The organism is Endozoicomonas sp. SCSIO W0465, from assembly GCF_023716865.1.
Lineage (GTDB): Bacteria > Pseudomonadota > Gammaproteobacteria > Pseudomonadales > Endozoicomonadaceae > Endozoicomonas.
Genome location: NZ_CP092417.1, coordinates 5,812,813 through 5,833,312 on the forward strand (window position 1 = coordinate 5,812,813; position 20,500 = coordinate 5,833,312).

18 protein-coding genes and 2 pseudogenes are annotated in these 20,500 nt (G+C 46.8%); 9 read left to right on the forward strand and 11 right to left on the reverse strand.

What is annotated here, in order from left to right:
* Positions 1 to 5: 5 nt before the first annotated feature.
* The 3 genes and pseudogenes from MJO57_RS26050 to MJO57_RS26060 form a co-directional block, all read right to left on the reverse strand.
* Positions 6 to 185 carry a hypothetical protein gene (locus tag MJO57_RS26050; protein WP_252019921.1) on the reverse strand — a complete coding sequence of 60 codons (180 nt, stop codon included), beginning with the start codon at positions 183 to 185 and terminating at the stop codon, positions 6 to 8.
* Positions 186 to 803: 618 nt separating this feature from the next.
* A pseudogene (locus MJO57_RS26055) lies at positions 804 to 2,375 on the reverse strand (IS3 family transposase).
* Between the two features lie 461 nt (positions 2,376 to 2,836).
* On the reverse strand, positions 2,837 to 3,508 hold the full coding sequence (locus MJO57_RS26060; protein ID WP_252019922.1) for a hypothetical protein: 672 nt from the start codon (positions 3,506 to 3,508) through the stop codon (positions 2,837 to 2,839).
* A 74-nt stretch (positions 3,509 to 3,582) separates the two neighbouring features.
* Here MJO57_RS26060 and MJO57_RS26065 point away from each other — a divergent pair, with 74 nt between their 5' ends.
* A complete protein-coding gene (locus tag MJO57_RS26065; protein WP_252019924.1) occupies positions 3,583 to 4,071 on the forward strand; it encodes a DUF6444 domain-containing protein in 489 nt (162 codons plus the stop codon).
* A 2-nt stretch (positions 4,072 to 4,073) separates the two neighbouring features.
* Positions 4,074 to 4,469 (forward strand): transposase, encoded by a 396-nt coding sequence (locus MJO57_RS26070; protein WP_256493382.1) that lies wholly within the window; start codon positions 4,074 to 4,076, stop codon positions 4,467 to 4,469.
* Here the strand turns inward: MJO57_RS26070 and MJO57_RS26075 are convergent.
* The gene (locus MJO57_RS26075; RefSeq protein WP_256493353.1) at positions 4,436 to 5,686 is read right to left on the reverse strand and encodes an IS66 family transposase; all 1,251 of its coding nucleotides are present in this window, start codon (positions 5,684 to 5,686) and stop codon (positions 4,436 to 4,438) included. The genes MJO57_RS26070 and MJO57_RS26075 overlap by 34 nt on opposite strands.
* Entirely contained in the window at positions 5,683 to 5,949 is a 267-nt protein-coding gene (locus tag MJO57_RS26080) for a DUF6444 domain-containing protein (protein WP_252019928.1), read from the reverse strand. The genes MJO57_RS26075 and MJO57_RS26080 overlap by 4 nt, the downstream gene beginning before the upstream one ends.
* On the opposite strand from MJO57_RS26080, the gene MJO57_RS26085 reads away from it, so the two are divergent.
* Together MJO57_RS26085 and MJO57_RS26090 are read left to right on the forward strand one after the other, a co-directional pair.
* Entirely contained in the window at positions 5,948 to 6,217 is a 270-nt protein-coding gene (locus tag MJO57_RS26085; protein WP_252019930.1) for a hypothetical protein, read from the forward strand. The genes MJO57_RS26080 and MJO57_RS26085 overlap by 2 nt on opposite strands.
* A 223-nt stretch (positions 6,218 to 6,440) precedes the next feature.
* Entirely contained in the window at positions 6,441 to 7,778 is a 1,338-nt protein-coding gene (locus MJO57_RS26090) for a transposase (protein WP_252017304.1), read from the forward strand.
* A 112-nt stretch (positions 7,779 to 7,890) separates the two neighbouring features.
* Here the strand turns inward: MJO57_RS26090 and MJO57_RS26095 are convergent, their stop codons facing one another.
* The 3 genes from MJO57_RS26095 to MJO57_RS26105 form a co-directional block, all read right to left on the reverse strand.
* A complete protein-coding gene (locus MJO57_RS26095; RefSeq protein WP_252019932.1) occupies positions 7,891 to 8,541 on the reverse strand; it encodes an ankyrin repeat domain-containing protein in 651 nt (216 codons plus the stop codon).
* A gap of 120 nt (positions 8,542 to 8,661) precedes the next feature.
* Entirely contained in the window at positions 8,662 to 9,606 is a 945-nt protein-coding gene (locus MJO57_RS26100; protein WP_252019934.1) for a hypothetical protein, read from the reverse strand.
* 1,732 nt (positions 9,607 to 11,338) lie between these two features.
* Positions 11,339 to 11,533 (reverse strand): hypothetical protein, encoded by a 195-nt coding sequence (locus tag MJO57_RS26105; protein WP_252019936.1) that lies wholly within the window; start codon positions 11,531 to 11,533, stop codon positions 11,339 to 11,341.
* Here MJO57_RS26105 and MJO57_RS26110 point away from each other — a divergent pair.
* On the forward strand, positions 11,532 to 12,761 hold the full coding sequence (locus tag MJO57_RS26110; protein ID WP_252019938.1) for an IS66 family transposase: 1,230 nt from the start codon (positions 11,532 to 11,534) through the stop codon (positions 12,759 to 12,761). The two genes, MJO57_RS26105 and MJO57_RS26110, sit on opposite strands and share 2 nt — an antisense overlap.
* A gap of 32 nt (positions 12,762 to 12,793) precedes the next feature.
* Here the strand turns inward: MJO57_RS26110 and MJO57_RS26115 are convergent, their stop codons facing one another.
* Complete coding sequence (locus MJO57_RS26115; RefSeq protein ID WP_252019940.1) at positions 12,794 to 14,266, reverse strand: IS66 family transposase; 1,473 nt, start codon at positions 14,264 to 14,266, stop codon at positions 12,794 to 12,796.
* On the opposite strand from MJO57_RS26115, the gene MJO57_RS26120 reads away from it, so the two are divergent.
* Complete coding sequence (locus tag MJO57_RS26120; protein ID WP_252019942.1) at positions 14,265 to 14,666, forward strand: transposase; 402 nt, start codon at positions 14,265 to 14,267, stop codon at positions 14,664 to 14,666. The two genes, MJO57_RS26115 and MJO57_RS26120, sit on opposite strands and share 2 nt — an antisense overlap.
* A gap of 267 nt (positions 14,667 to 14,933) precedes the next feature.
* On the opposite strand, the gene ltrA is transcribed toward MJO57_RS26120, so the two are convergent.
* Positions 14,934 to 16,196: a group II intron reverse transcriptase/maturase gene (gene ltrA, locus MJO57_RS26125; protein ID WP_252017357.1), complete on the reverse strand. Its 1,263-nt coding sequence runs from the start codon at positions 16,194 to 16,196 to the stop codon at positions 14,934 to 14,936.
* Between the two features lie 609 nt (positions 16,197 to 16,805).
* Between ltrA and MJO57_RS26130 the strand changes: the two genes are divergently transcribed.
* The 3 genes and pseudogenes from MJO57_RS26130 to MJO57_RS33480 form a co-directional block, all read left to right on the forward strand.
* Positions 16,806 to 17,714, forward strand: coding sequence for an IS4 family transposase (locus tag MJO57_RS26130; RefSeq protein ID WP_256493383.1), 909 nt, complete (start codon positions 16,806 to 16,808; stop codon positions 17,712 to 17,714).
* A 67-nt stretch (positions 17,715 to 17,781) separates the two neighbouring features.
* Positions 17,782 to 18,360, forward strand: a complete 579-nt coding sequence (locus tag MJO57_RS26135) for a transposase (protein ID WP_371924688.1) — start codon at positions 17,782 to 17,784, stop codon at positions 18,358 to 18,360.
* A 272-nt stretch (positions 18,361 to 18,632) separates the two neighbouring features.
* A pseudogene (locus tag MJO57_RS33480) lies at positions 18,633 to 18,935 on the forward strand (restriction endonuclease subunit S); the annotation flags it as partial.
* A 181-nt stretch (positions 18,936 to 19,116) separates the two neighbouring features.
* Here MJO57_RS33480 and MJO57_RS26140 read toward each other — a convergent pair.
* Positions 19,117 to 20,439: a transposase gene (locus MJO57_RS26140; RefSeq protein ID WP_252019946.1), complete on the reverse strand. Its 1,323-nt coding sequence runs from the start codon at positions 20,437 to 20,439 to the stop codon at positions 19,117 to 19,119.
* Between the last annotated feature and the right edge of the window lie 61 nt (positions 20,440 to 20,500).

Below are 20,500 nucleotides of genomic sequence, written 5' to 3' on the forward strand. Positions count from 1 at the left end.
TAGATTCACTGTAAACAATCGTTATTGGGTATAGATTCACTGTAAACAGGTTCAGAGTCAGTGGTTTCTACTACCTCGGTAACCTCTATTTGAGTACTAAGGAGCGAGTTGTTAAGAATGTCTCGCTGTTCACTGGTTAATGTTGAAATGGAATCAATAAAATTCTGGAAGAGTTCAGATTGCATATCACTCCCCTACAACGTAGATTTTATGGGAGTTTAGCTGATTCAACCATTAACGGTAACTTAGCCACCTTGGTGAGTGTACCGGTCGAATTGATCAACAGTGCCCATAGATTGGATACAACCATAGCTTAACGGGTCTGATGCTGATGTTGAAAATTACCGGTTCATAACTTTTTTTTCTACAACCAGGCTGTGAGGGTTTGACACCGTTCTGTCGGCACTGGACCTTTAGTCGTGATAATCTCTGAATTCAGAAAAGAGGCAGTGGTTTGATTCCTGTCAACAAAAAACCAGTTCTGTTGTTGCACCTGAGCCAGCTAACCGTATTATGTCATCTTGTACTGCTTTTTTTCCAAAAACTCGACGTGTTTAATACTTAGGCCACTTCATGCCTTTGCCATAGATGTTACATCTGTACCATATAGAGTAAGCAGTTTGCCTAATTCACCTAAGTTGGCTCGAACAGTTTTTGAAAGTATCGATGGGAAATTTTCTTTATACTGGCTGTTTTCTGATTCATTGATTTTCTGTATTAATCTTTCTGCTAACACTAAATCGTTGCTATAAACTTTGGCTCTTTTCGGGTTCGGTGTTTGTCAACATAGTTGTCGCCTCAACTTAAGCGGCTTTGCTTAGTTGATCATCAGCAGGTCTGTCGGGATTCAACCAGACTTCATCAGCCAGATCCCAGTTCCTTGTTGACCTCTTTCCCCAGCGCTCTGGGTGACGTTCTTTGGCTTGTTCATAAACCTTTCTGCGGTTAGCCATAAGCACCTTGGTTTCACCACGATGCCTTTGCCCGGGTGTCAGAAATTTCAGCCCACTGTGCTTGTGCTCTTCGTTGTACCATTGGGCAAAACCATGCACCCAGCTACGTGCTGCTTCAAGATCAGCAAATGGCGTGCGCGGATAACCAGGGCGGTATTTCAGGGTTCTGAATATGGCCTCGGAAAAGGGGTTATCATCACTGACCCGGGGACGACTGAATGAGCTCACGACCCCAAGACGCTGCAGTGTTGACAGCATAGTGCCACCCTTCATGGGACTACCATTATCTGAGTGCAGAACCAGTGGCCACTCCAAGGCTGCAATTCCCTGTTTGATACAGGCTTTAGTGATCATTTCTGATGCATGCTCAGCTGATTCGGTTTCATGAATTTCCCATGTAACAATCATACGACTAAAGATGTCTATCACCAGGTACAGGTAATAAAACTGCCCCCGTATCGGAGAGCGCAGATAGGTAATATCCCAGGACCAGACCTGGTTGGGTCCGGTAGCACACCAGGACGTTGGCTTATACCTGTTTGGCTTGGCAGCACTGCCCCGATGATGCTGTTGGCCCTGTTTCCTCCAACACCCGGTAAAATGTCCTTTCAGACCCCATATAGAGACCTTCATCTAACAATGTGGGCACAATCTGGCTGGGCGGAAGGCTTTTGAACCGCTCGCTGTTACAGACGTCAACAATCGCCTGTCGCTCAGCTTCAGAAAACTTGTTAACCGGTTCTGGCCTGTCAGCATTTTTGCGATTATCTGCGCGCACGTCATCACCCTGCATCCAGCGTTGTACAGTTCTTTCTGTAAGACCAAGGGCTTTGCAGGCTTTTGACTGACGAGCCCCATCTTTAACTGCCTGTTTAATCAGGCTAACAGCATTTTGTCGATCCGGGAGAGAGACTAATCGTCCTCTGGCGCCCCCCAGATCTCTTGGGCCTTTTTTGTGAGTACCAGCAAGGCAGCAGTTTCTGCTAACGCCTTGTCCTTGCGATTGAGTTCACGCTCAAGCTTTTTGATGGTTTTCTTATCTTTTTTGTGTTCGTCAGACAGCGCCTTACGCTGTTTTGACTGACTTTCAGGCTGGACAGAAACACTGTTAATAAAGGCAGCCTTCCACTGCTGAATTTGTTCAGCAAACAGACCTTTTTTACGACAGTATTCAGCCATTTCTGCTTCATTTAACGCAGCCGTTTCAATGATTACGGCTAACTTGTTTTCAGTTGTCCATTGATCTGGATTCTTTCCGTCGCCCGGCACAGGCACTCCTTTAGATACTGCTTTCTTTCGCCAAGTGTACAGGGTCACATCAGAGATACCAGTCTCACGTACCAACTGCGAAACTGGCACATTATTGGGTGGCATCATCTTCTGAATGATGGACTCTTTGAACTCTTCTGAATAGCGGGCCATTGATTACTCATAGACCGCCCCCTGTTGAGATTTCTAATTTCAGGAGAGGCGACAACTATGCTGACACAGGGGGGGTTACAGACTGCTCTGCAATGAAAATTGGCCAAAGGCCTTGATATACAATGCCTTCAGGAAACTGCTGGCTAAATATTGCCAAGCCCTGCCACAGGAGGATTCCAGCCTGATTTATGAAATCAGCAGTCTGCAATACGAAAAGAGCCTAAACTTTTTTAGCAAAACATCTCTTTTCAATTAATCTGTCTAAAATACAGTAAGCAGGCTATGTTCCCTTTAGTGGTTGGCGTTGTTTTTTTCTTCATACCTTGGAGTAATAAGTACTTAGATTTATTATAGGTACTTGAGAAAAACCAACAGAGCATAGGGCTTGGGAAGAGCAGTGAAAGACCTTGCTCAGTGGATTTCTTAGCTGGCAATGGCTGATATTTAATTTTAATAGCGTTTCAGTATTTCTGTTTAATACCTGAATATCTACAGCTATTAAAACTACCACCAACCATTAAAGGGAACTTAGCCCAGTAAGCATCTGCTCCTCTATCAACAAGGGACAAGATCATTGTTAATGTATTCTCTGAAAACTCAAATGTTATGGCTCGACTGCATAATCTGGTGATTAAATCTTGAAAAGACTTGTTGTGTATGCCAGCGGAAGGTGTTTTTTCTTTTTCACGCCGTGAATTGACAAGCCCCATAACACTCCGAAGCAGTCCCTTAGATCTTTTTAAGGCATCTGCTCTTTGTGCTGACTCTATAACAGTGGTTAATGATTTGTCGAACAATGCCAAATTACCTTGACCCATGGCAAAGGCAAGCATGTACTCAGCATTGGCAGTAGCACCGAGGTTAACACAGGCTTTGATCAGCGGCAAAACAGAAGCCCGTACCTTAGACGATGCCAGACATGATGGTTCATTTTGCAGATGCTGGAAGCTATTTTCTAACAACCAGGAAATCATTTTCAAGTCAGGCACATTGTCCTTGATCAGTATTTGCAAATGGTCAACACTGATTTTTGATTCAGATGAAGAAGAAATTTTTACTAGAAACTGAAACACCTTCTCTTGTGGTTGCTGCCAGATATTCCAATTTTTAAAAAGTTCGTAACTGTTCAGCACCCCCACATAAATCTGGAATTTTCTGATTTTTATACCATCCTCTTAAGCACCATTTTTCCACAATATTCGCCAGCATGATTCCAGAACTACCCGCAACTATGTCGGCTGAGATTCTCTTGAAAGAGAATGCAGAGCTGCGGATGAGAGTTGCCTGTCTGGAAGAGCGATGTCGAGAATTGGAAGAAAAGGTTGGCAAGAACAGTCAAAACAGCAGCAAGCCGCCATCGTCTGATGGTTATCAAAAACCTTGTAAAAACAGTAATTCTCCAGATCATTCTGACGACCTTTCCGCAGATAAAGGTACCGATCCATCGGATGAAAAACCCAATCCTAAAAGTCTGAGACAGTCTTCTGGTAATAAAGCCGGTGGAAAGAAAGGGCATCAGGGCACTTGTCTTAAACAGGTCGATATCCCTGACTATATTGAGTACCTTCCGGTTAAAGAATGCAATAAATGTCAGGCGTCTCTTCTTGATAGTGAGCCGGTCAAATATATTGAACGACAGGTGTTTGAACCAGGGAGACCGGGTGAATTTGAAGTAACGGCCCATAGAGTGAAGTAAAAATCTGCACTTGTGGTTGTCGGAATCAGGCTGAATTCCCGGAAGGTGTTACCGCTGCCGCACAATATGGCTCAGCCACACAGGCTATGGCCGTCTATCTTAACCAATACCATTTCCTGCCTTTTAAGCGCGTGTCAGAGTATTTTAATACTCTCTATAAAATGAGTGTAAGTGCAGGCACTGTCGCCAATTTTGTGGCCAGAACCTATGAAAATCTGGCTTCTACTGAAGAGGTTATTCGTGACGCCTTGCGGGAATCGTCTGTTGCCGGAGCCGATGAAACGGGTATGCGGGCCGAGGGCTCTTTGCACTGGCTACACGTTATGCGGGATGAACAATGGACGCTCTACTACTTGTCTGGTAACTATTCAGCACTGAGCAAAGGCATATTACAGTAATTCCGAACAGCTCTATGAAGTGATTGATATATGTCCATTCCCTGTTTTCTGGCAGACGACAAATAGCTGCGAATCCGTGCAAACATAGAACCACCGTCTGCACTCCTGAAGCAGCCTGAGATTTTCTGCTTTAACTTGGCCATTCGAACATCCCGCTCACTGCCATTGTTATCGAAGGGAATGGTAAAATCTGACATGAAGCGCAGTGTCTCAGCCTTGAACTCAGTGAGTCGTTTGAAGAGATTGTAAGCTTTAGTATTCTTGACTTTCTTGCGCTTAAGCTCCTCTCGTTGCTTCTCCATATAGACGACTTCTTTCATTAGAGCCCGCTGAAGCAACCGGTCATAAATCTTCTCGATTCGTTCACAGACAACACTTGGCATCTGTAGCATACCTATGGTCTTAAAGCCCTTGCAGTAATGCCAGGAAAGCCTCAGTAGCTTCATCAATCGCAACGCCAGTTGATTGCTGTCCCTATCAACAACACCCAAAAGCTCCCTCAGGTGATGGGCATTGCAAAGTACGTGAGTTGCCGCATATGCAAAATAGGATTTCCAATGATCATGAACCAGAACGCCTGCAAATGTTAGCAGTATGCCCATCGTGTCCATGGCCTCACGACCTCGCTTTTCAGACAAGTAGTAGAGCGTCCATTGTTCATCCCGCATAACGTGTAGCCAGTGCAAAGAGCCCTCGGCCCGCATACCCGTTTCATCGGCTCCGGCAACAGACGATTCCCGCAAGGCGTCACGAATAACCTCTTCAGTAGAAGCCAGATTTTCATAGGTTCTGGCCACAAAATTGGCGACAGTGCCTGCACTTACACTCATTTTATAGAGAGTATTAAAATACTCTGACACGCGCTTAAAAGGCAGGAAATGGTATTGGTTAAGATAGACGGCCATAGCCTGTGTGGCTGAGCCATATTGTGCGGCAGCGGTAACACCTTCCGGGAATTCAGCCTGATTCCGACAACCACAAGTGCAGATTTTTACTTCAGCTCTATGGGCCGTTACTTCAAATTCACCCGGTCTCCCTGGTTCAAACACCTGTCGTTCAATATATTTGACCGGCTCACTATCAAGAAGAGACGCCTGACATTTATTGCATTCTTTAACCGGAAGGTACTCAATATAGTCAGGGATATCGACCTGTTTAAGACAAGTGCCCTGATGCCCTTTCTTTCCACCGGCTTTATTACCAGAAGACTGTCTCAGACTTTTAGGATTGGGTTTTCATCCGATGGATCGGTACCTTTATCTGCGGAAAGGTCGTCAGAATGATCTGGAGAATTACTGTTTTTACAAGGTTTTTGATAACCATCAGACGATGGCGGCTTGCTGCTGTTTTGACTGTTCTTGCCAACCTTTTCTTCCAATTCTCGACATCGCTCTTCCAGACAGGCAACTCTCATCCGCAGCTCTGCATTCTCTTTCAAGAGAATCTCAGCCGACATAGTTGCGGGTAGTTCTGGAATCATGCTGGCGAATATTGTGGAAAAATGGTGCTTAAGAGGATGGTATAAAAATCAGAAAATTCCAGATTTATGTGGGGGTGCTGAACAGTTACAAAAGTTCATTACCATATTGACAGATCAGCAGCTCCACAAAATCAATTTTATTCTTTTTGTATGCTTCTTCTGCCAGAAATTTTGCTATCTCGGAGAAATTCTGAATTTTTTTCAACCCATTGAGAATCAATTCGATACTGTCCATCTTACTACAAATCATAATTTTTTTAAGCCATAATGTCTCCTTAAGCGGTATATAATTGCCATTGGCCTTGGCAAATTTGATCATTAACTCATGTAGCAATATCAAGTCTTTTTTATCAATTGCCAGATCAAAGGCATTATGCGTCCACCATGAAGGATAATCACGCTCATAGAGATGCTTGGCTTTTATACTCGACTTTAGAGTTTTAAGAGCACAATAGTTCCGGCGCATAATCTGCTAAAAGCAACCATCCCCAATGACGAAATTCGAGATGGTTGCCATGCTCACTTCAGATCATCAAGTAATCCTCAGGGAGCTCGCTTCATATACAACCTTTCTTGCTGGAGCGCTATCATCAACTGCAGTACCAACGTTCTGCGAACTGCTGTTCGGTTGCATGCTTTCAGCCGACGGCTTTGTTACACAGGCGTTGTTAACAATTGATTTTCATTGTGTGTGGAGCAGCTACCACCACTGGCTATCTCAGGGCAAGTGGCAATGGAAGAACTTGGCACGCCACTTGATCCGTCTGGTCTGCTCCAAAGCTCCTGAGAATCAACCTGTGGTCCTGGGGCTTGATGACTGGGTAATCGAACGGTTTTCCGACAAAGCCCCTGCTTGTCGTACACATCATCAACACAGCAAGAAACGCAATCGGCCGACGTACATCTGGGGGCAGTGTTGGGTTTCCCTGGCCATCATATTTGAGCGGGCTGCAGATGAAGTATTTACCGCCATACCGGTGATCTCATTTCCGACACCAGCTTCAGGTAACACCAGCAAACTGAAAATTGCCGTGGCCATGCTCAGGGTGGTACGCAATGAAGTGAAGGATCGAGTGCTACGCCTGCTAACCGATTGCTGGTATATGAACTGGACACTGATAAAGCCAGCTCTGGAAATGAACATAGAAGTTGTTGGTCAGATACCTTCAAATCGGGCCCTCTATGCTTTGCCGCCAGCACCCACCGTAAAGAAGCGAGGGCGCCCAAAAAAGTACGGCATCAAGATGACGACAGAACAGGTTAAGAAACTGCCGGAAGAAAAAGCAACAGTATGGATGTACGGCAAATTTCGCAAAATACGTTATCGTACCCTGATCTGTCGCGCCAGATTCCTTAAAGGTCGTGAAGTACGCGTCGTCTGGAGTCGCTTTGAAAATGACAAAGGTCTGACCGAAAGCAGAATATTCATCTCGACCAATCCGGAACTTGAGGGACTGGAGGTGCTTCGTGCCTATTCCCGGAGATGGCCGGTAGAGCCAATGTTTCACCAACTCAAACATGCTTTTGGCTGTTGCCATTTATGGCAGCAGAAATTGCGAACACTGCTTCGATGGATGCATTTGAAAATGGCAGGCTATGCATTATTGCAGTTATTAACCGTTTGTAAAAATCAGGCATGTCTGAATATTTCTCGGATACCCTGGAGAAGCCCGGATACAACCACTGCAGGCATGATGAAAATTGCTCTTTCAGGAATTATTCCGAGGTTCTCTATTCGCAAGGGCTGGAACAGATATAAGCAAAAATATGAGTTCAATTTTCGCGATCTGATCGACCAGTTAATACCGGATAATTCAGAAGCAGCATAACTAAAGGCTTTTAGGCAAAAAACGGAAGTAATAACGAACTTGGAAAAACAGTTCACTGATTTCGGCTTGCTTCACTATAAAAAGCTGACCGAATTATCGTTTTATACAGACTCTAAAGTCGAGCTTTTATAGTGGGATCAATTTTTTTATCCAGCAACCATGCTATTGTTTTTGGGGAATCTGTGATTATGGCAATATTGATCATGGGGATACAGCGAAGACGGTCATGAATGTCAATAGCATAGCTATCACTTAACCAGTTAAACTGTTCAAGTAGTTCAATAAATTCCAGTTGATCGTTTTCTATAAGCATTAATACAAGTTGACCAAAATCATCAATTGCCTCTGGTGTTCCGGCTTTTTCAATCATAAATTTAAATAGCTCTTTATTATTATTCATCGCAGCATGGAAGAATGGATCAAACAGAAAAGGGAAGGTTATATTAATCGTTGCGGTAATAGTCAGGCCAGCCTCATGAAATTTCTCCAGTTCTTCAAAATTACCCTTTTTAATTGCTTCCATTATTTGTAGATTTTCCTCATGGGTGTTTTTTCTTGCACATCGGGTGGTAACAGACTTAGCATTTTGCGTTGCTGTTGGCCAGGTGGTTTGTGAAGCGGGTATCAAACTGTTGCTTGATTGGTTGCTGGCTTCTGATACCTTTCGGTAGTCAAAAGAGGGAGTGACAGAGTGATTGCTATCAAGGCTTTCGTAGCTTTCGGCAATATTGAGTGGAAAATAATTATCATTATAAGCTTTCATTATCAACTCCCTTTCTTTGTTAACAATACTTAGTGAAACACTTTGATAATTATTTTGACCATTAACTTCAGGATTGGTTCAGGTTCTCTGTATTGCTTATTTTTACATTCAGCCTGCTTGCTAACATTCACCAGCCCGGGCCTGGGCTGTTGCTTCTGCATAGGTGGGTGGTTGCTGCCCGTGCAGTGCCGTTTCATTAACCATGTGTTCTGTTTGTGTTCCCTGCTCGCAGGTGGTTTGCGTAGCCTGTTCACAGGTCGTTGGTGCGGTCGGCACAGGGGCACTTGGAGCGGGACGAACGGGTAATCGAATCCTATCATCCGGTGAGCGAAACAAAGACAGAGATTGCCCGTAATAATCCCGGTGATTGAATGCTGCACGAATAGCCTGGCAGTTTGACGCTTCGGGGTTTTCACGTTTGAGTAACTTATAGCTGTTATAGACGTCGCTGCAGTAACTGTAACCGATCATTGAGCAAATAGGGACGCCAATTAGTCCGCACACACTTAGCAGTACGAAAAAACCGGAGGTGTTGTAAAAAGCGGTGGGTTCAGCAGTCGTGGTCAGGTTTGTTGTTGGATAGGCGGAGGATAGCGTGTACGAGGTAGCTGCCTTTGACCCATTATTGTTTGTATAGGTCATGCTGCAGCCAAACGCCCCATCAGGACATGCTGGCCTGGTACTGACCGGGTATGCACCCGCCAGAGAGGGCATCGCCGCCAACAGCGCCAGACTCTCTTTTATGCCCGGACAAACGAGGGAGAGTTGCTCCGATTCCATCGCTTGCCTGTAGGCGAAACCTGCGACATTGCGCATCAGCTTGTTGCTACCCTGCAGACCAGCCTGTAAGACCTCTCTGGCAAACTGTACGCCGTAATCAGACAAAGATTTTTCTGCCGTAGTACCGTTATCCGGGACCGACAGGCTCGGTTGTGCATAGCTGACAGTCCTGCCATTGGTCGTTGGCGCCTGGCAACAATATTCGGTTTGGGAAGCGGCATCTTTTTTTACGCCAACCTTGTGCACATGGGATAAGGCTGATGACAGTTCAGGGAGAGCGTGCATCGTATTTTAACCTTCATTCCGAAGTAACCTGTTCTATAGACCACCTGGCGGCAATGAAGTTCAATCAACAAGATGGGGTAAATGGTCCGCTCTGCATTGCAAGGAAACGTTTTCCATCATCTGAACTCTTGAATTCAGGCAAGTGTTTCATGCTGTCAAAATAACGATAATTATCTTTAGTCACTCCTTTTCTTAAAGGGAATGGCCTGATTTTAACGATTACACTGAGCCAGCATCCCAGCACTGGCTGCAGAGTCCGTGCTGACTCACCTGTCCCGGCCAATAGCAGGAGCCCGGCCAGATCATCTGAGGCACACCTTCCAATTCATCGGTAACTCTAACCCCGGTTTCCCGAATCGAATGACCCTGCCCTCACCGAATGCTTGTTCGGATCATCATGCTGTTGACATGGTCACACTCAAACCGGGTAAAACCATATGCATGAAAAAGGGTAGTGTTCATGGCCATACCTTGCGACAGTTTTTACTCAATCACTCTCGCGCCAAAAAATGGTTCGAGACTACTGATCGGCCGGACCGTATGCCTGCCCGACGGTAATCAAACCAGTTACTATTTTGTCAGGTGCAACGAACACCTGAAGAACCTTGCCATCACCACCGGCCACGGCTCAGGGAATCTGGATCTGCATGTGAGTAACCATGGATGGGATGATGCGATGAAAAAACCACCCGAATCAGCACAGCCAAGTAATAATGAATGCGTCATTTTCAACAGAGAGGGCCAACCAACCACTGATCGATTAGTGAGGGTCTGCATTCCCACGGGGGAGAGGGTGTCGCAAAACCCTCGTTCCCACGCTTTTAGGCCCTGTGGGTCCCGCGTGGGAATGCATAGTGCGCTGGGATAAGCGGCGTATATCTTGCGGGTGAAAGTCCCGTTGCGGAAGGAGAACCAGCTCCACCGTATAGCGAGTCTTGCGTTGCTGAAGGTAACGAAAGTGATGAAGCGTAGACAGCGAAATATCCGAGCCGAAACCAAATGGTGAACGTGACAGCTCCGAAATACCACTTGTTGTGGGTGCCGATGCTCTTATGCAGGCAGCAGGCCCAAGAGTGCTGTGTAAGGTCAGTCTGGGAATCCGAGCAGCACTACCCACCGGAGTCGCAGGCGTCGGCGAGTTTATAGAGATATACGACTGAACCCAGGAGATCCATAGGGCTCTCAAAGGATTGAGTATGTTAAGTACAAGTGCAAAACACGAGGCTTTACAGATGGCTCTAGGAAGTCGGAGTCAGTCATAGTAGTGATGAAGCGGGTAACGACCGTGGAGCGAAGGGCTGGCAGATAGATCGAGCGTGAGAGAGAAACAATGACCGTACTCAGCAACGACGGACAAGCATGGTTAACGAAACTTGAGCGCATAGGTGAGAAATCAGCATACGACAGACAAATAGTGTTCAATAACCTTGGTCACCTGCTAAATGTTGACATGCTGAAGGAGCAATTCCATCGGTTGGACGGGAATAAAGCCGTAGGTATTGACCGTGAGACAAAGGAGACTTACGGCGTAAAACTGGATGAAAATCTGAAACACCTTCTCCAGCGCATTCGCCGTGGGACTTACAGGCCAAAACCCGCGAGGGTCACTGAAATCCCGAAAGAGGATGGGAGCAAACGGCCACTGGTCATATCCTGCTTTGAAGACAAACTGGTGCAACTTGCAGCCAGTCAAATCCCTGGCAAGATATACGAACCGCTGTTTCTACCGTGCTCATACGGATTCAGGCCCGGCTTGAGTTGTCACGATGCTTTGAGGACTTTGCTGCAGTCCAGTTCCCGAAACCGGGATGGTGCTGTCTACGTGATAGATGAATGGTAACTGTTCAGCACCCCCACATAAATCTGGAATTTTCTGATTTTTATACCATCCTCTTAAGCACCATTTTTCCACAATATTCGCCAGCATGATTCCAGAACTACCCGCAACTATGTCGGCTGAGATTCTCTTGAAAGAGAATGCAGAGCTGCGGATGAGAGTTGCCTGTCTGGAAGAGCGATGTCGAGAATTGGAAGAAAAGGTTGGCAAGAACAGTCAAAACAGCAGCAAGCCGCCATCGTCTGATGGTTATCAAAAACCTTGTAAAAACAGTAATTCTCCAGATCATTCTGACGACCTTTCCGCAGATAAAGGTACCGATCCATCGGATGAAAAACCCAATCCTAAAAGTCTGAGACAGTCTTCTGGTAATAAAGCCGGTGGAAAGAAAGGGCATCAGGGCACTTGTCTTAAACAGGTCGATATCCCTGACTATATTGAGTACCTTCCGGTTAAAGAATGCAATAAATGTCAGGCGTCTCTTCTTGATAGTGAGCCGGTCAAATATATTGAACGACAGGTGTTTGAACCAGGGAGACCGGGTGAATTTGAAGTAACGGCCCATAGAGCTGAAGTAAAAATCTGCACTTGTGGTTGTCGGAATCAGGCTGAATTCCCGGAAGGTGTTACCGCTGCCGCACAATATGGCTCAGCCACACAGGCTATGGCCGTCTATCTTAACCAATACCATTTCCTGCCTTTTAAGCGCGTGTCAGAGTATTTTAATACTCTCTATAAAATGAGTGTAAGTGCAGGCACTGTCGCCAATTTTGTGGCCAGAACCTATGAAAATCTGGCTTCTACTGAAGAGGTTATTCGTGACGCCTTGCGGGAATCGTCTGTTGCCGGAGCCGATGAAACGGGTATGCGGGCCGAGGGCTCTTTGCACTGGCTACACGTTATGCGGGATGAACAATGGACGCTCTACTACTTGTCTGAAAAGCGAGGTCGTGAGGCCATGGACACGATGGGCATACTGCTAACATTTGCAGGCGTTCTGGTTCATGATCATTGGAAATCCTATTTTGCATATGCGGCAACTCACGTACTTTGCAATGCCCATCACCTGAGGGAGCTTTTGGGTGTTGTTGATAGGGACAGCAATCAACTGGCGTTGCGATTGATGAAGCTACTGAGGCTTTCCTGGCATTACTGCAAGGGCTTTAAGACCATAGGTATGCTACAGATGCCAAGTGTTGTCTGTGAACGAATCGAGAAGATTTATGACCGGTTGCTTCAGCGGGCTCTAATGAAAGAAGTCGTCTATATGGAGAAGCAACGAGAGGAGCTTAAGCGCAAGGTAACTATTCAGCACTGAGCAAAGGCATATTACAGTAATTCCGAACAGCTCTATGAAGTGATTGATATATGTCCATTCCCTGTTTTCTGGCACGACGACAAATAGCTGCGAATCCGTGCAAACATAGAACCACCGTCTGCACTCCTGAAGCAGCCTGAGATTTTCTGCTTTAACTTGGCCATTCGAACATCCCGCTCACTGCCATTGTTATCGAAGGGAATGGTAAAATCTGACATGAAGCGCAGTGTCTCAGCCTTGAACTCAGTGAGTCGTTTGAAGAGATTGTAAGCTTTAGTATTCTTGACTTTCTTGCGCTTAAGCTCCTCTCGTTGCTTCTCCATATAGACGACTTCTTTCATTAGAGCCCGCTGAAGCAACCGGTCATAAATCTTCTCGATTCGTTCACAGACAACACTTGGCATCTGTAGCATACCTATGGTCTTAAAGCCCTTGCAGTAATGCCAGGAAAGCCTCAGTAGCTTCATCAATCGCAACGCCAGTTGATTGCTGTCCCTATCAACAACACCCAAAAGCTCCCTCAGGTGATGGGCATTGCAAAGTACGTGAGTTGCCGCATATGCAAAATAGGATTTCCAATGATCATGAACCAGAACGCCTGCAAATGTTAGCAGTATGCCCATCGTGTCCATGGCCTCACGACCTCGCTTTTCAGACAAGTAGTAGAGCGTCCATTGTTCATCCCGCATAACGTGTAGCCAGTGCAAAGAGCCCTCGGCCCGCATACCCGTTTCATCGGCTCCGGCAACAGACGATTCCCGCAAGGCGTCACGAATAACCTCTTCAGTAGAAGCCAGATTTTCATAGGTTCTGGCCACAAAATTGGCGACAGTGCCTGCACTTACACTCATTTTATAGAGAGTATTAAAATACTCTGACACGCGCTTAAAAGGCAGGAAATGGTATTGGTTAAGATAGACGGCCATAGCCTGTGTGGCTGAGCCATATTGTGCGGCAGCAGCGGTAACACCTTCCGGGAATTCAGCCTGATTCCGACAACCACAAGTGCAGATTTTTACTTCAGCTCTATGGGCCGTTACTTCAAATTCACCCGGTCTCCCTGGTTCAAACACCTGTCGTTCAATATATTTGACCGGCTCACTATCAAGAAGAGACGCCTGACATTTATTGCATTCTTTAACCGGAAGGTACTCAATATAGTCAGGGATATCGACCTGTTTAAGACAAGTGCCCTGATGCCCTTTCTTTCCACCGGCTTTATTACCAGAAGACTGTCTCAGACTTTTAGGATTGGGTTTTTCATCCGATGGATCGGTACCTTTATCTGCGGAAAGGTCGTCAGAATGATCTGGAGAATTACTGTTTTTACAAGGTTTTTGATAACCATCAGACGATGGCGGCTTGCTGCTGTTTTGACTGTTCTTGCCAACCTTTTCTTCCAATTCTCGACATCGCTCTTCCAGACAGGCAACTCTCATCCGCAGCTCTGCATTCTCTTTCAAGAGAATCTCAGCCGACATAGTTGCGGGTAGTTCTGGAATCATGCTGGCGAATATTGTGGAAAAATGGTGCTTAAGAGGATGGTATAAAAATCAGAAAATTCCAGATTTATGTGGGGGTGCTGAACAGTTACAGCGCAAGAAAGTCAAGAATACTAAAGCTTACAATCTCTTCAAACGACTCACTGAGTTCAAGGCTGAGACACTGCGCTTCATGTCAGATTTTACCATTCCCTTCGATAACAATGGCAGTGAGCGGGATGTTCGAATGGCCAAGTTAAAGCAGAAAATCTCAGGCTGCTTCAGGAGTGCAGACGGTGGTTCTATGTTTGCACGGATTCGCAGCTATTTGTCGTCTGCCAGAAAACAGGGAATGGACATATATCAATCACTTCATAGAGCTGTTCGGAATTACTGTAATATGCCTTTGCTCAGTGCTGAATAGTTACATGGACTCTTTGAACTCTTCTGAATAGCGGGCCATTGATTACTCATAGACCGCCCCCTGTTGAGATTTCTAATTTCAGGAGAGGCGACAACTATGCTGACACAGGGGGAAATCAGCACATCCAAAAGTTAGTTCTGACCATGGTTTAGGAGAAAGTGGAAGCATGACCTGTTTTATCAGTGAGAAATGATAGAAATCGGGTAAGGGCCGGTCTTTCTCCAGCCCTCCCCACAGCACCCGGCATGCGGGTCCGCACCGGGCGGTTCAACGATGATGGTGAAACCTGATCCATAAGTCTTTCAATGAAACAAGCCCAATTTTCGCGAGGTAACTGTTATTCAGTGCCTGTTGTACCGCATAGGTTTTACTCAGACGGTAATACCCTTTGCTGCTGGCTGCGATCTTGGCGGCGTTAATTTTATCAACGCCTAACCTGACCAGATTCTTAAAACGGGTTTTCGGCTTGCGCCATTGCTTCAGAAAGCAGCAACGGATTCGCCGACGTATCCATTGATCCAGCAGGGGAATTGGTCGGTGATATTCCGATAACCGGAAATACCCCATCCAACCCCGGATATATTGTGCCAATTTGCGTAACCGATGTTGCATTGAGACACCCCAGCGACGACTGGTCAACTTGAGTATCCGGTATTTGAATCGGTCCAGACACTTCTGGGCCCAGCGAACTTTCTTCCCTGTGAAGGTGAAACTCAGGAATTCGCTTTCTGTTGCTTTCACAACTTTACTTTTCCGGGAGTTAATCTTCAGTTTCAATTTGCGTTCAATGAATTGGGTAATGCTGTGCATCACCCGATCCCCTGCACGCTGACTTTTGACGAGAATCACAAAATCATCACAGTATCTTGCAAAGCAATGACCCCGATATTCAAGCTCCTTGTCGAGTTCGTCGAGGACCACATTAGACAGCAAGGGTGATAAAGGCCCACCCTGTGGCATGCCAACCCTGGTCGGGTAGACATTGCCCTCAATCATGACACCGGAGCGCAGGTAGCTACCAATCAGTTTCAGAAGGCGTTTGTCGCGGACCTTACGGGAGACCCTCGACATCAAAACGTCGTGATTAACCGTATCAAAGAATTTACTCAGATCAACGTCAACAGCGTAATGAAGCCCCCGGTTGATCAACTGCTTAACCTGACGGACTCCGTCGTGTGCTGACCGTCCCGGTCGGTAGCCGAAGCTGTTTGGAGAGAAACCCGGATCAAAGACAGGGGTCAGCACCTGCACAATGGCCTGCTGTATGACCCTATCCATCACGGTAGGGATTCCCAGCAAACGCTCACCGCCGTCCGGCTTTTCTATAACATGTCGGCGCACGGGTGATGGCTGGTAGGTTCCGTCCAATAAGGCTTGACGCACTGAAGGCCAATGCTGTTTGGCAAAGTCTGGATAAGCTTCAATAGTGACTCCATCAATACCCGGAGCACCCTTGTTGCTTTTGACCTGTTTCCATGCACTTGCCAGATTAGCCGGTTCAAGTACGCAATTTAGTAGATCATGGTTCAAAGCTGGTTAAAGATTCTGTCGCCAAGTACGGTGAGTCGCCGGACGGCTGCATCGCCTTGAGGGAATCAGTCTCCTCTTTGTCGTCGATGTTCGGCCCTTCGCTAACGACTTCCCATCCGTTAATGGCTTCTGTCGTACAGCTACTATGGCCTCTGCTGACTTCTGTCCAATCACCACGCGGAGTTACCTCTGCTGGCGCTATTGGTTGCCATCGGGTTTGCTCGAACAGGATGATGAGACCTGTTCGCCGAGCCTGTTGTAACCAGTGGCTGAGAACTGGGAATTACCAATCGCATGTTGAACAGATCTCCCCGGATAAGGACATGAACTTTCAGTGCACAACCGCCGCATTTACCGTGTCTCACGAACCATAGGGCTTTGTGATCCTTGGCTCACTCGCCCAGAGACTCAGCCTTATATGCGATTTCTGTACGTCGGCTCGCACCTTTGCACTCAGACTGCCTCCGCACAGCCCCTCGCGGGACTGCACTTGCCTTAAGCTAGTGGTTGTCATCAGCAGGCGTCTTTACCGCCAGTCAGATGTAGGTTCTCCCACAGGGGACTTTCACCCCATCAGTTCATGCCCATGCCGGGCGTACCAAGGTAGCTATTTGTGATCAAGAGACAGAACAAAGGATGGGGGGTAAAATGCCTGACATCATCAGTGTTTGCGACCGGGAGGCGGATATATACGAATATATGCACTACAAACTGGATAACCGACAGCGGTTTGTTGTAAGAGCTACACAAAACAGAATCCTGGTGGATGGCGAACTCTTATTATTTGATTCCTTAGCTCAGACTGAAGTGTTGGGGAAATATACGATAGTGGTTCCTCAAAAAGGAGGTAGAAAGAAGCGAAAGGCAACGCTGCAGGTCAAAAGAAAGAAGATGACAATACAGGCGCCGCAAAGGCCAGGCGGCAGGCCGGAACCGGTAACTATGAATATTGTGTCGGCTGAAGAGATTGGCAATGACTCCGAAGACCGTTTGCACTGGGTACTATTGACAACTGAAGATATTGAAACATTCGAAGACTGTCGCTCTATCATTCGATTTTACGAGCTCCGATGGCGAATAGAAGAGTTCCATAAGGCTTGGAAATCGGGAGCAGGAGTAGAAAGGCTTCGTCTGCAATCTCCGGATAACATTGAACGACTTGCGGTCATATTAATGTTTGTCGCTGTCAGACTAATGCAAATCCGTGAAGCATTAATGTTACCGAATGACAGGCAGCACAAAGACAGAAAGCTTTGGAGTGAAAAAACACTCGCGAATGAGGTGGTCAGTGATGATGAATGGCAGGTTCTCTGGCTAACCTATGAAAAAAAAGCGTTGCCCGATAAGCCGCCAACAGTCACTTGGCTGCTTCAAACGATTGCTCGGCTTGGTGGTTGGGGTGATTCAAAGCATACAGGGCAGCCCGGCTGGTTAGTGGTATGGGAAGGCTGGGCGAAATTGCAGGATCGGGTAAAAACCTGGCAGATAGCCCGGCAGTTCAGCGCTGGAGAGATGTGATCAAGAGTCAGCCCGTCAGCAGGGGCAGTGTCTCCTGGCTGATGATGCCGACAAGTGGCAGGCCGATGTGGATCACCTGTTACCCCTGGTGGATGCAATAGTCTCCCAGACAGAGCGCAGGGTCTTTAAGGGTGAAAAGGTGCCAGCCCAGGAAAAAGTGGTTAGCCTGTATGAACCCCATACGGATATCATCGTAAAAGACAGGCGGCAAGTACAGTATGGCCATAAACTGAACCTGGTTCAGGGAAAAAGTCGATTGATCCTGGACCTGGTTATTGAGGAAGGTAACCCAGCGGATTCGGACCAATTCATTCCGATGATGGAAAGACAAAAAGAAATTTATGGTCGTGTACCTCGCCAGACAAGCGGTGACGGCGGATACGCGTGTCGCGCTAATTTGGAAAAAGCCAAGGCCATGGGAATCAGCGATGTAGCTTTTAATAAGAAGCGCGGACTTGAAGTCGAAGAGATGACTAAAAGTCAGTATGTGTATAAAACGCTCTTTCGCTTCCGGGCAGGTATTGAAGCGGGAATTTCGTGGCTAAAGAGATGTTTTGGGCTATCACGTTGCCACTGCAAGGGTTCTGAGGTTCTGAGCGTTTTGATTCTCATTGCTGGTTATCGGTGGTCTGTTACAACCTGGTGATTCTGGCCAGACACCCGGCACCATCCTGATAGCCACCTCCACGCTACATGAAAGTACCTTTCCAGCATGGTGGGAGGATGTTTTCTGCCTGCTTTTCGCGTTTTTCTCCAATATCCGTCCCAGATTAGAGAAAAAAAGGGAAGAGTTTTTGCGGCTCTCTGGAATTTCAGGAAATATCAAAACGCACGTACAATCTAATTATGATTGCCTGATGCGTTTTTGGACGAGAACTATCTAATGAGGAGAGTTCGTCTGAGTTACCGGCAGGATGGGCATGGGCAAGGCTTGGCGATGTAATGAATGTTCTTAATGGTAGAGCATACAAAAAACATGAAATGCTTCAGGAAGGGACCCCACTCCTACGTGTAGGTAACTTATTTACCTCTAACGAGTGGTATTACTCTGACCTTGATCTTGAACCCGAAAAATACATTGATAATGGTGACCTGATTTATGCGTGGTCAGCCTCTTTCGGTCCATTTGTTTGGGAGGGAGACAAAGCTATATACCATTACCATATTTGGAAGCTAGACCTTTACCACAACCTTAATTCCCGCTTAAGAATGGATAGCTGATCGGATACTCTGTACCAGAAGCAAATTTGTACAGTTTTCATACAGGGTCGATAAAATGCTATCCAAATCAGCTCGTATTCATGGTGCAACCTGTGTGTTTTGCGTTCAATTATCACCCTTTAGGTAAAGCAGGGCTCCACAGCACTCTGTGTTATTCGTCAAGTCGGCAATCTTGGACTGATCAGCTGCAAATCGGCGGAGGCTTCATGTCCAGCCTGTTGCTGATCTCCAACAGCCATCCAAGATCTGCAGCCGTTTTGACGAACCACAATGTCCACTTTTTACCGCTATAGGTTAACCGGCCCACTGACCGGATCACTTTCCTGATCAGCGGGCGAATACCATGTCTTCTCTCTTTCTCTGGCAAAGCCTTGTACTGCAAAGCTCTCAGTAAAATCTGTGCCATTTGACCACAGGCGTAAAAAGCCTGATTGGCGTGAAATGAGCGACAGGGTGGATGGTGCAAATCCAGATCAATCAGTGGACCTTTCTGGGCATTCTCCTGCCCCTGCTTCTCCCGGTGGCGACGCACCAGTTCTGCCAACGGCAGATCAGAGCGGCTGACCAGTATCACTGAGTAGCGGGGCACTGCCAGCCACTGTTTTCCGTCATGCCAGCGGCGGGTCACGACATACGTCTGCTGACGGTTCCACCCGGCAGGCTGGTGATAAGACAGGATCGCCTCTTCTGTGTTGTCACTGCGGATAGGCGTCCAGGCACTTTTGGGTAAACCCTCAATACAATCGAGTACTGGACGGCAGTAGTTGTCATTGGTGACGCTGATAGAGAAGTCCCACGGACGGGCTTCAAACCATTCCACAATCTGTTTTCTGTAGTAGGCATTGTCCATTCTGGCCCAAACGGGGATGTCGTCACTCACCAAAGGCACGACATCATTCTCAAGCTGCTCTTGCCAGCCATAACAAACGTCAGAAGCCCCCGGGTTGAGGCGGGCACTGGCCCACAGGTGCCCGATAAAAATACTGTGGAGCCAGTACTGCCGACTGCCGCTGTAGCCGACTTTAGCTTCCTGAAACAGATGGCCATCCACCTCAATCTCCGTTCCATCAAGAAAGATCGGAAGGTAACTTTTCTCCTTAACGACGTGTTCAATAACATCGGGGGCTACCTGTCGGCAGAGATCACGAATAACGCCGTACAACGCCTTCACAGAATCGGCCTTGAACCGGGAAAGGTACTCTCCCATTCGCCTTGAGCCTCTGACATCTTCGAGGCCAAGCAGACTGACGGTTGGCCTGTCTTTTTGCAGAATATCCATATCAGAAAGGTGTCCGTTACCCGCACAGAAGTTGTAAATCAGTCCCAGCAGGCTGTCTTTATCATCACAACCTCGGTTACGTTTTTTGAGCTGGATATGGGTTGATAACTGCTCAGGCAATTTGAAACGACGGGCAAGGCGGGCGATAAAAAGAGCCCCAGCCATACCGGTTAGTTTAGCGTCAGTGAATTCGATCTCGATTTTTTCAGGCTTGGGAATTATCATCGTACTGCGTCCCTGTGTTGCACCTCGCAGGTGCTTCGTTGTTTGCACAGATATTTTACCT